The 613-nt window shown below is 48.0% G+C and carries 1 protein-coding gene; it reads left to right on the top strand.

All coding sequences use genetic code 11. The features are described from left to right. Window positions 1–613, top strand: a 613-nt coding sequence (locus tag C3B52_RS35745) for an alpha-amylase family glycosyl hydrolase (RefSeq protein WP_268811933.1), incomplete at both ends; no start/stop codon positions are given.

Raw genomic sequence — 613 nt, 5'->3', positions numbered from 1 at the left:
CGTAGCCGAATACTGGATCAAGGAGATCAAGCTGGACGGTTGGCGACTTGATGTCGCCAACGAAATTGACCATCATTTCTGGAGAGACTTCAGACAAGTCGTCAAGAAGGCCAATCCTGAAGCTTATATCGTGGGAGAGGTATGGTCAGACTCCTTAATCTGGCTGGCCGGTGACCAGTTCGATTCGGTGATGAATTATCCTTTTGCTGATAAAGTGCTCGAATTCTTCAATGGCAATATGGATGGGCTCACTTTTGCTAACCGTATCGGATCCATTCTGATGCGTTACCCCCAGCAGACCAATGAAGTGGTCTTCAATCTGCTGTGCAGCCATGATACTCCTAGGCTGCTCACGCGCGTGGGAGGAGATACCCGGCGCATGAAACTCACCGTCGTATTCCTGTTCACTTTCATGGGAACTCCCTGTATTTTTTATGGCGATGAAGTCGGATTAACCGGAGATGGAGATCCCGATTGCCGCAAATGCATGGAATGGAATCCCGAAAAACAAAACCTTGAGCTGTATGAATTTTATCGCAGCATGATTGCACTACGAAAAAAGCACAAAGCTCTCAGGCAGGGTCGTTTTCGCTTCCTCCAAGCCAATCTTCAT

The sequence above is a fragment of the Brevibacillus reuszeri genome (assembly GCF_002897295.1).
In the GTDB taxonomy this organism is placed as follows: domain Bacteria; phylum Bacillota; class Bacilli; order Brevibacillales; family Brevibacillaceae; genus Brevibacillus; species Brevibacillus reuszeri_A.
This window is presented reverse-complemented; position numbering and strand designations above follow the sequence as displayed.